Origin of the sequence: Vibrio sp. V43_P6S15P86 (assembly GCF_009904725.1) — a bacterium.
GTDB lineage: Bacteria > Pseudomonadota > Gammaproteobacteria > Enterobacterales > Vibrionaceae > Vibrio > Vibrio diabolicus.
The window spans coordinates 1-10,402 of sequence record NZ_WXWT01000162.1; the positions used below are offsets into that span (position 1 = coordinate 1).

A 10,402-nucleotide genomic window follows, 5' to 3' on the forward strand; every position below is an offset into this window, starting at 1 on the left:
GCTTATAATGATGCGGATGATTTTGACCATTTCTTTCTTTCATTAATTGAAGGCATGGATAGCCGAGGTAAAGAACTCGTACTTGATCAGATCTTTATTAATGGTAAATCGCTAAGAGATTATATGGTAGGTGAGTTTCCTACAGATCGTAGAGTTTTCCCAATCGGCGTTGACATACATTACGGTTGTACTGATACAGTGGTGCATGCTGGCTTTATGTACACCCCTAAGAGAATTAACCGACGATTAATAACTCAACAAGGTTGCTTTACCTGTCATACAGGGAAAGTGATGTTTGGGACGTCTTATGTAAATACGAATGACTTCTTTGATCGTCATTCGAGGTCTTTTATAGTTCCTAAAGCTTACAAGCAGTCCATTATGCATGAATTGAAGTACTGCGGTATCTATGAAGCGACACTTTTCCCCGAACTCGATTATCAAACTAAGCATATTAAGAGTACTTGCCTTTTTAGTCGTCCGTATTGAGAGGGGTGTTGATTGGAATAACTTATCTTACTGACATATATGAAGATTCTAATGTTAACCCATAGGAGTCTTCATGTGACCAACCGAACTATTAACCTCACCCCGTCTGCTATCAAAGCGCTTTCAGCCCCTCCATCGACAAGTAAAGCAAATGATATTGAATGGTCTGATGAACAGACCATTGGTCTAAAGGTTCTCGTCGGTAGGACGGGAAACAAACGGTACCTTTTACGTTATGTCAGCCCAGTCACTAGGAAGAAAACGAGTATAGCTCTAGGACGCTGGCCAGATTTGGATGTAAACGATGCCAGAACCAAAGCACGAAAGCTAAAAGTACAAATCGCTGATGGTATTGATCCAAAGATTGAACGGGATTCTCGCTCTGCTGTTGTGATGCCTGATGTTTTCACCTTCTTCCACGAAACCTATTTACCGTGGGCGAAAACCCGAAAGAAGTCATGGAGAGACGATGAAACACGGTTCTTGCGATGTAAGCCCATCTACAAAATCCCAATGGATAGACTTTCGGCTCATGCCATAATGAAGCTTCAATCCCACCTCGCCACTGAAACCTATAATGGTAAACCGTATTCTGTAGCCACGAATAACAGGGTTATTGCACTTGTTAAGGGATTTTGCTCACTATCATCTAAGGTTTTTGATCTACCTAATCATGCAACTAAGGTTAGCTTACTGCCGGAGAATGGTGCCCGTGAGCGATTCTTAAATATTGAGGAAACTGCTTTACTGATAAAGGTCGCTCGAACTTATTACTGTAAAGTGAAAGGGAACCTGATTGCGCTGTTGTGGTTAACAGGTTGTCGAATATCTGAGCTGATTGAGAGGAAGTGGGATGACGTTGATTTTGATAATCGTACACTTTTCATCAAAACGACCAAAAATAAGAAACCCCATTTAGTCTATTTATCGCCACTGATGTTGGAGTTACTTTCTGAGCTTCAGGACTTAAAGCAACCGGGGAATCCACATGTGTTTCCCGGTTGTCGAGAAGGGACGCATATATCACCGCCACGTAAAGCGTTGAAGTTGATACTGGATCGCGCTGGTATCGATCCTGAAGGTGTTGTTTTCCACACTGCGAGGCATTCGGTAGCGAGTAATCTACTGAACTCTGGGATGGATGTTACGTCGGTTCAGCGTGTTTTAAACCATTCAGCTATGTCGAGTACCTTAATTTACCGACATTTTGATAAAACAGCATTAGAACGTGGAGCGAATGCCTTGTCTGATATGGTCGAGAGAGCAAGTGAGAATCTAGTGTTACCCGAAGCTAAAGTAGTTTGACCTATATATTCTATTAACGATAGCCCCTGAATAGTTAGCTCTATTCAGGGGCTTTTTCGTATCTGGAATTTAGATGGAGAAATTCAATGAAAGTTGTGAAAAGCCTTACTGATGCTGAACGGTTGGAGTTGCCCTTACCGATTAAAGAGCAATTGATGCAACAACTATTGCTTCCTTGGTCTGGTGACCGTGATGAGGCTGAGAAATTTTGGGAGGAAGTTTCCACCTGTCTGATTTTGATTGAGCGAAATGATACCGATCAAGACTTAGTTGACGTTGATGAAGATACGGAAGTCATTCTGTCATATGCGTTAGAAAACCCTGAGTTTGTCATTTTGCTACCAGACGAGACTGAACCCTATGTCTTTGCGTGCTGTGTCCATGCTGACGATGGCAGTGGAAGTTTTGTGGTGGGTTCTACGAGTAACACTACTCAAGCGATTAAAACATTAATTGAACTGGCTGAATAAGGGGGGGGGGAATTTGTATGAGCCAAGAACCTGTAACTGAGAACGAAGTTGATCTATTCACCATTGTTAAAGAAGGGCAGAGTCCAAAGCTTAGTCCTAAATCTGAGAGCTTCCTTGAGTACCAAATTGCCTATAAAGAGGATGATCAGGAGTTCTATATACGTGTTTCTAAAAACTCGTCGTCAGGATTGTTTTCGAACAGTTGGGTCCGTCTTGAAGCTATCTTTACGCTACTTGATGACCAAAGAGGTAAAACCCTCAAGTCAGCAGCGCTGAAACCTGTGATATCGGGAGGTAGTAGTAATTCGTGTGGGTTTTTAGCGGCTATCCTGCGAACTATCTCTATCCTCGATCCTGTACCCGATAATGTGTTCTTGCATCAGGTGTCTGAGCGCTATGAAGTGGTGAAGACTGAGCTTCGAGCACTAGCCTCTAACCCTGACTAATCTTTCATACCTAGCCTCGTCCTGAGGCGGTTTACTTAATTATTACAACGAGAATTTATTATGAACTTAACTCTTCAATTTGATGTTGAGCGATTCGTGCTGCCTATTAGCGTTGACCTTCAAGATGCTTTGAACCGAGTTTGCAAAGAGTCTGGGAAGGTGTCGTCCTCAACTCAAGCTATAACTATAAACGTTAGAAATAGCACTTACTCGATTGAGGGTGGTGGGTATCACCCTGTCGAGATCCGTATCACTAGGCTTAATGACCAATGGATTTTCGATTACATCACTGATTTTAGCTACTGTGGATTGATGCCAGAGCTTGAGAAAGAAATCGACTTTGATTTTGGTCATGGTGTAGCTTACATCCGTTACATGGGTGAGGTTCCCATTACTGAAGCCAGTGTCGCTGAGTTCTATTCGATGTGGGAGAGTAATTTTCTGTCGTATCTATCAATGGACTGCTTCGATGAAATTAAGGTAATGGCGGAAGATGCATAGCGCGTATTAGTGTTGTGATGAACAGGAACTTGACCGGAGCTAGTAAAGGGGAAATGCTCTGTGGTTTTGTCCTGCTCATCAGTTCATGTGGGTGAATGTGTGATGGGGTATTAGCACTTAATTGATAAACCTAACTCAAGGATTGTACATCCGTTGCACCGTGTTGGAACGTTTATGTACTGATGGAAACTCCCATTGCGTCGGTGGCAATGGGAGTGAATTTGGTGGTGCTAATTTGAAAAGTTTTATCTAGCGGATAATGATTTGGTGAGATCTTATCGGTGCCTCAGCTATGAGGTTACTGACAGATAAGTCATTAATAGTACCCAGCCAGGTGGCAGGTTATTATTCTGTTTAGTTACGTTCGCTGAAAAACAGCATCGTTTTGAGTCTTCCCTTAGCTGGTATTGGTTCGAAGTTTCGTAAAATACCCCAGTTCCTATATCTAGCATCGAAAGCTTAAAAACCGCTGCATAGTGGTTTCTTTATGACATGGAGTGACTACAACAGAGAACATAAACAACATTATGTCTTGGTGGCTGCATTTCATCTCAACGAACCATCAACAAGCCCAACGACGTACTTCAATCAGCTCAGTGCCTTCTATTTGGTCGAATCTAAATACGCTTGAAGCTCTTGCTTCAACAAGTAACCTATCCAATCAGGCGAGAGTACCTCTGCATGAGGTAGCCACGTTTTAAGTTTGCGTATTAATTCTGGAATGTTCTTGGTTTGGTGACTAATGAACACATCCCCTGAATCCAGCTCTTTCAATACTTGGAAGTCATCAGCGTTACCTTCATTTAAGAAGACTTCTACGCCTTTAGCGCTCATCTGTATAAGAACTTCAATGGGGTTGAGTAAAGGTTCTTCATATTCACAACCAGTTAGCTTCTGATCAACGCTAGGGTCAGGAGAATATTTGCCCTCGTAACGCACTAACTTACGAATCTTAGCCACTCTGAGAGACTCTAGACGGTTTCTGTGCGTCCCGACAATGAACCACAATCCGCGTTCATTCAACAGTTTGTAGCTGTGGAACTCATCATAGGTTTTCCCTTCATGGCTAAAGCTAATCACGTTTCGTCGTTGTATCGATTCGATAAGTTTCTCGAACACTGAAGCACATTCACTGATGTCCTCGACTTGTGGGTTCTTGAAGAGAAAGGGTGGTGTGGTTTTGTTGTTCAATACGCCATTGCTTAGATAGTGCTTACCCGAAAACAACGTATCGAATCCCATGTTTAACAGTAGGAGAGATAGCTCATTATTAGTCTGTCTGCCTAGGAACTTGGGGTCTAACGAGTAACAAGCACCATCACGCTGAATCGGTAGGTAGTTTAACCGTTCATTGAAGTCACGATTTAACGTCCTTCTCGCTACTCCAAATTCACGACTTAAATCGTCCAGATGCAACTTCTCACCTGTATTCAAACGGGTCAGGATGATGCCAAGTCTTTTCGCTAGTTTGTCATGCTCTTTCATTCTACGCATTGTAGATAGGTCACTCGTCAGGTGATGTCGTGGTCGGAAAGAACCTGATTATTTCTAGCTGATTTTCATAAGGTTACTGATATTGCTATAGCTTTCATTGGTTATCTCAAGGTATGCCTTACAAGGCATTCATCAATCATTTCAATATTTCTATATCTGAGCGACACACCCTGTCGTTCACCCCTTCTAAACTAATCATCAATCACGTTAACGCCGTCTTTATCGATGGCGTCATTACGTATTTAAGGAAAAACAACAATGAAAAAATCAATCATCCTGCTAGGTCTAACTTCGCTATTCGCCTCTTCGGTATTCGCAGGTGGCACGTTCGGTGGTAATCCGGGCGATATATCACAAATGAAAGAGCTACTAGAGTCACAATGGAATGGTAAAGCAGGCATTCAGAATACAGCGTCTTACGGTGTCATCGTGCAATGGAAAGCCGATGTCTGCGGAACAATGAATGGTCATGTTACTGATGTAACTCAATGCGCCTCAGACACCCCGAAAGGTAAGGCACAATAAGTTTTGTTGCGGAGCTTGGCTCACGATATCCCAGTTTCGAAATTGGAACTCTCTAGGCTGAGGTATCAATGAGCTCCGCAACACCCTATAACTCGAATCAACAAGAAGGAGCCTTTACATGGCGATTAAATCAATAACAACATTAGTTACAACCTGTCCTGCATGTGGTGAGCGTGCTTATGATGATGGTAGCTGTCAGGTGTGCGGTCACTCTCACTAAAACTGTATTGATAAAAATCTAGAGGGTCATGTTCTTTATCGAGCATGACCCTTTTTCATATCTATAGGAAAGGAGAATCATAATGAAAGCATATGACCGAGTCATGCCTCAACAACGATGGTTTAAACCTAGTGTTTCAACCGGATTGAAGGGAGCACAGTACGGGACGGCTCTGGGAGCTAGGTTTGGGGCTCCAGGAATTGTCCTGGGTGGAGCGATCGGATTTGTTAGTGCGGCGTTAATCGGTGGTGTTCTGGATGAGCTAGACGTTCTTTAACTATTGAAGAAGTGGGGTGATAACCCTACTTCTTTTTTCTTACGTTGATGATTCCGGAGGCTTATTGTCCAAGGCTTCGATATGTAGGTTTAGCTGACATTAGAGATAAATTTCACAACCAGTGTTAGCAATGTAGAAGTGTTGCTGATGTTCGTTTCTTTATCTAGTCACGATGATTCACTTTGTCATTGCTGTGCTCATTCTGTTCTAAATTCAGCACTGTCCCATTGCACTAAAAACAATGTTTGAAATTTAGTGTAACAGGGTTTGGTTTTGTTGCTTCTAAGTAGCACAGCTTTACGTTGTTCAGACATATCCAGTCTATAAGAAGATGTTTGCTGTTCGATATTTGTTCGATCAGACAAGAAAGAGAAATTATTTTAACGAATGACATCTTGTTTATGCATTCAGAACTATTTCGTATGTTTTTTGTTCGAAGAACTTTTACGGCAAGAAGAAGGCGCAACCCGTCGTTATTAAAATGCAGCTATTCACTATTTTGGTTTTTTAGTCATTACCTTTAGTTTGATTCGTTTAAAATCAATGACTTGAGTTTGGTTTGGGTGTTGATTATATTCTTTGAAAGATTAATATGTGCTTTCTTTAAACAACGGAGGGTCTGAAAAATGACACGTAAAACAAAGAGAAAAGGTTTCATCCAGACACTAGATGGCAACACACTAGCTATGAAACTAATTGCCTCAATTATTCGATTAGAAGACTTAATTATTTTTCTCGAAGGTAAAGGACGACAAGTTTCCTACGCAAAGCTTTCAGATAAAGAGGGTAGAACTGTTGCCGATGCTGATGCTTGTACTGATGAGGTGATCAACTCAGATAGCTTTATCAACCTAGGCAAAGGTAATCACGTTCGTTGTTCTACTATCGAGGCGGTCGAGACCTGTAATGGTCAAGATCATAAAGGCATTCTGATTCGTGGTGAGGGTGATGCGATATTGAGCTTCCTGCCTATCTCCCAATTAGAAGCCCGTGAGAAGGTCGCTGAAGCGTTACATGATGCGCTGGTTTCTTATGAAGCTGGTAAGTTTGTACAACCTGATCTAACTAAAATCCTATCCACTCACTAATCGTACGAAGGTAAATGATATGAACACTCTAAAACTGAAAGACTTAATCGAAATGATCAAAAAATGTGGTCAAGATTGTCCGCAGGGTAACCGCAGAACAATGGGAGGACTACTCGCTCACTGTATTGAGAGTTACGAAGATGAACACGGAACAATGCAGCAATCTGCGTATTTAATGAAATATGTTCGTACCTGTATGAATAACAACGTTGAAAAGAAAGGTGTCGATAGCATTGGCTATTTGCAACTAATCAAGTTTGTTAAGTCATGGGCTCGCACAGCAAAGTTTAAGTAAGGATAACATCGCTGTAATACGGTCTAGCAAGCCACTGCCTACGTGCATTAGTCTCATCAGAGCATCAGTCCTTCGGGCGCGAAATTTCCTAAACTAGTCTCATCTCCGAGCACCTCTTTATTACCAATCTTTCTATATCCGATAACCGACGAAGTATGTCCGGTAATGGATGTACTTCGTCTTTTTTATTCTTAACGAATGGGTAAATAAAGATGAAAACGTTAGAAACAGTCCCAAAAACAGCCTATCAATTGATGCGAGAAACCGAGCGTGAGTTAGAAGACTTCTTTCAATCCACGTTCTTCGATACAAAGTCATTGCTTTTGGATGATCAAGTTAGCAAGTTCGAAGCCGAACTACGAGGGCGTGAGGAAGCCAAAAAGGAAATCGATGAACGTATTAATCAATACTTAGAGGGGGTTAAATCTGCTCCGTGGGAGGCAATGCGTGGCAAGGGTAAAGCCATCCACATATCGATAGACTCTGAGTGGGTCTTTAACAATGAGACGGAGAAGAACGATATTCTTTGCTACTCCTACAGTGTTCGCATTGGTGATAAGTCGTTTAGCGGCGTGAAACATACCGACATGGCGAAACTGATTAAGCAGTGTCGTGATCAAGGTCTGTCGAAAGAAGATGAAATGGATAAGCGTAAGCAGCTTACCAAGAAAGGTTATAAGGACAGCTTTGACAAATTCATCCAAGAGTTGCTTATAAAAGCTAAAGCTCGCGGTTTCATCGATGAATGGCCTGAGCATACCTTTATCTACGCCCACTTCTTACGTGCCGATATCGCTTCTTTCGAAGAGTTTTGGAACATTGGTAAAAATAACAAGAACCATAAGAACGCACTGACAACGGTTCAAGGTACTGTCACATCTGGTCGTGGTGCTTACGGTATCGATCTGGACTCAATCGGTCGCAGTAAGTACAGAATAGAAAATACCAAGTTCTACTCTGCATCGAACAATGCTTTCGAAACCAAAGTGCGCTTCGTAGATACCATGTTGCTGAGTAGTAAGGCATCGCTCGACGAGATCGGAGAGTTGGTCGGTTTCCCCAAGATGACGCTACCAGACAACATGATAGAGCGAATGGACGACCTGTACTGTAAGGATACTAGCTTGTTCAATCGATATGCTATTCGTGATGCTGATATTGCTTTGGAATACGGCTTGCGGATGCAAAAGTTCGCGTTGGTTGACCTTCGTGAAGATATCGGTCTGGAGCTGAATAGCCTGCCTTCGACATTAGGCAATCTCGGTGTGTCGTTGTTTCGTGATTCATGCGGTGGTGCGGCTGAGATGCATCAGTTCTTAGGATACGAAAAACGCAAGAGTCAGTACTACCATGCTAAGAGTAATTCTATTCGCAATTCCGTTGAACTGGCTAAGACGGTGAGCCGTGAGTATACCGACGCACTAGCTGTGTCCGCATTTTATGGTGGCGCTAATTTTGGCGCGTACTTTGGCCCCACGGAGGTCGGTGATTACAACGATTTCGACCTTTCCGGTGCTTACACCACGGCTCTCGTCGATATTCTCGAAGCAGACTATTTGAATTCGTTTGAGTCTAAGGATATTGAAGATTATCTCGGTCATAAGATGGGCTTTGCTTATGTTCGCTTCAAGCATGATGACAAGGAAAATTTTGGACTTTTGCCTTGCCGCACTTCACTTCGAGGGATCTACTATCCACTTGAAGGTGAAACGTACGTAACAGCGCCGGAACTACAATTAGCTCATGATGCTGGTGTAGAGATCGAGATACTCCATGGTCAGGTGATCCCGTGGAAGAATGGCTCTACATCTAAGTTTAAAGAGTTTACCAAGACGATTCGTAAGCAACGAGCTAAGTATAAAGAAAAGGGCAATGAGCTGTACGAGAAGCTTTGGAAGCTCATTGGTAACACTCTTTACGGAAAGGTTGGACAAGGCTTACGTGATAAGTCTGGTTTCGATTTAGCTTCAGGTTTAAGTAGTAAAATTCCTTATTCACCAGTGACTAATGCGCACTATGCGGCACATGCTACAGGTTTTGTTCGCGCAACCATGTTAGAAGTTATACGTAAGCTCAATGAACGTTACGGTGATGACATTAAGATAATTTCAGCCACAACAGACGGCTGGCTTTGCAAAGCCACAGAAGAGCAATTAGAGCCATGCTTAGATGGTCCATTAGCGCGTCGGTTCCAGCAAATCTGTACCGAAGTCAGTGGCGAAGACATGATGCAACTAAAGCACCATGCTAAACAGATTATCTCTATGAGGACTCGTGGACAATTGACTGCTGAATTGGGTGATACAAAACCGGTATGTGCTAAAGCAGGGACAAAAGCACCGAAAGGCGTTGATGAAAATGAGTGGATGGTTGAGCTGTTCTTAGATCGTTATCCGGGTCAGAAGGTCGCACGTAAACACTTAGCATCAGCACGTGACCAATGGTTAAAAGAGATGGATCTTGTCTCTATCCATACCGAACAGACACTTAACCTCGAATATGACTTCAAGCGTCGTCCTGTAAACCCTCGTATGGTGGAAGTTCGCCACCCTAAAAGCGGTGGAATGGTAGAGCACCTATCTTTCGATACGGTTCCATGGAATACCGTTGATGAGGGTTTAGATGCTCGTACTTACTTCGACGAGTGGCGTGTAAACAACTGTCTAAAAACGATGGAAGATTGGGACAATTGGATAGACTTCTATAAGGTTCGTAGTTATCTCAAGGGAACAGGTGTTAAATACCTAGAAGATGGCTCAGAGGGCATTTTCAAGGTACAGATGTTACGAGCTATCACTCAGGGTAAATGGGGTCTACCAGAGACACCTAATCGCGCTCCTCGGGGTTATTATCCAAGCTTGATGAAGAAATTGGCAGATGGTGGTATTCAATTAACCAGCACTCAGGACTTGAGCAATGCTAAGGGGCGTAAGCTACTTGAATCTAAACTGCCTGTAACGCCACGTATGTTGCCACTCCTATCATGGTTAGTGCGTAAGTACCCAATGGTCGATATGACATTGATATTCCATCCTGACGTGGTTGATGAAGCAGTTTCCATGCTAGAAGAGTACAACCGAGAACATACTGAAAAACTAGTAGCGTAGTATCGCGTAACACTTACAGAGCCAGATTCCGAAAGGGGGCTGGCTTTCTATTTCAGAACCAGTGGTAGCAATGTAGTGGAACGATTGCTGTTGTTTATCTGCCGTGTGCTGGTGGATTGTCCGAAGATAGTAGAGTAGCAATCTTGCTGAAGTAATCACGCACTCTACGACTGCTACTATCATGG

At 42.7% G+C, this 10,402-nt stretch carries 9 protein-coding genes and 1 pseudogene; 9 read left to right on the forward strand and 1 reads right to left on the reverse strand.

Going from position 1 to position 10,402, the window contains the following annotated elements:
* The 5 genes and pseudogenes from CAG69_RS07150 to CAG69_RS07170 all read left to right on the forward strand — a co-directional run.
* Positions 1–489, forward strand: a pseudogene (locus tag CAG69_RS07150) (FRG domain-containing protein); the annotation flags it as partial.
* Positions 490–564: 75 nt separating this feature from the next.
* A complete protein-coding gene (locus CAG69_RS07155; protein ID WP_337247413.1) occupies positions 565–1,794 on the forward strand; it encodes a tyrosine-type recombinase/integrase in 1,230 nt (409 codons plus the stop codon).
* Positions 1,795–1,880: 86 nt separating this feature from the next.
* Positions 1,881–2,264 carry a hypothetical protein gene (locus CAG69_RS07160; protein WP_063517806.1) on the forward strand — a complete coding sequence of 128 codons (384 nt, stop codon included), beginning with the start codon at positions 1,881–1,883 and terminating at the stop codon, positions 2,262–2,264.
* A 17-nt stretch (positions 2,265–2,281) separates the two neighbouring features.
* Positions 2,282–2,710, forward strand: a complete 429-nt coding sequence (locus tag CAG69_RS07165; RefSeq protein ID WP_063517805.1) for a hypothetical protein — start codon at positions 2,282–2,284, stop codon at positions 2,708–2,710.
* 60 nt (positions 2,711–2,770) lie between these two features.
* A complete protein-coding gene (locus CAG69_RS07170; protein ID WP_161443430.1) occupies positions 2,771–3,211 on the forward strand; it encodes a DUF2787 family protein in 441 nt (146 codons plus the stop codon).
* A 603-nt stretch (positions 3,212–3,814) separates the two neighbouring features.
* On the opposite strand, the gene CAG69_RS07175 is transcribed toward CAG69_RS07170, so the two are convergent.
* A complete protein-coding gene (locus CAG69_RS07175) occupies positions 3,815–4,696 on the reverse strand; it encodes a WYL domain-containing protein (protein WP_161443434.1) in 882 nt (293 codons plus the stop codon).
* Between the two features lie 267 nt (positions 4,697–4,963).
* Between CAG69_RS07175 and CAG69_RS07180 the strand changes: the two genes are divergently transcribed.
* From CAG69_RS07180 to CAG69_RS07200, 4 genes are all read left to right on the forward strand, one after another.
* Positions 4,964–5,230, forward strand: coding sequence for a hypothetical protein (locus CAG69_RS07180; RefSeq protein WP_063517802.1), 267 nt, complete (start codon positions 4,964–4,966; stop codon positions 5,228–5,230).
* A gap of 1,123 nt (positions 5,231–6,353) precedes the next feature.
* A complete protein-coding gene (locus CAG69_RS07190) occupies positions 6,354–6,815 on the forward strand; it encodes a hypothetical protein (protein WP_025542736.1) in 462 nt (153 codons plus the stop codon).
* Between the two features lie 19 nt (positions 6,816–6,834).
* A complete protein-coding gene (locus tag CAG69_RS07195; protein ID WP_025542737.1) occupies positions 6,835–7,110 on the forward strand; it encodes a hypothetical protein in 276 nt (91 codons plus the stop codon).
* 212 nt (positions 7,111–7,322) lie between these two features.
* On the forward strand, positions 7,323–10,217 hold the full coding sequence (locus CAG69_RS07200) for a DNA polymerase (RefSeq protein ID WP_161443432.1): 2,895 nt from the start codon (positions 7,323–7,325) through the stop codon (positions 10,215–10,217).
* Positions 10,218–10,402: the final 185 nt, after the last annotated feature.

Bases quoted from the DNA above. Each gene is read 5' to 3' on its own strand.
- CAG69_RS07195 (WP_025542737.1), top strand. From the start codon at position 6,835: ATGAACACTCTAAAACTGAAAGACTTAATCGAAATGATCAAAAAATGT.
- CAG69_RS07175 (WP_161443434.1), bottom strand. From the start codon at position 4,696: ATGAAAGAGCATGACAAACTAGCGAAAAGACTTGGCATCATCCTGACC.
- CAG69_RS07200 (WP_161443432.1), top strand. From the start codon at position 7,323: ATGAAAACGTTAGAAACAGTCCCAAAAACAGCCTATCAATTGATGCGA.
- CAG69_RS07180 (WP_063517802.1), top strand. From the start codon at position 4,964: ATGAAAAAATCAATCATCCTGCTAGGTCTAACTTCGCTATTCGCCTCT.
- CAG69_RS07160 (WP_063517806.1), top strand. From the start codon at position 1,881: ATGAAAGTTGTGAAAAGCCTTACTGATGCTGAACGGTTGGAGTTGCCC.
- CAG69_RS07165 (WP_063517805.1), top strand. From the start codon at position 2,282: ATGAGCCAAGAACCTGTAACTGAGAACGAAGTTGATCTATTCACCATT.
- CAG69_RS07190 (WP_025542736.1), top strand. From the start codon at position 6,354: ATGACACGTAAAACAAAGAGAAAAGGTTTCATCCAGACACTAGATGGC.
- CAG69_RS07170 (WP_161443430.1), top strand. From the start codon at position 2,771: ATGAACTTAACTCTTCAATTTGATGTTGAGCGATTCGTGCTGCCTATT.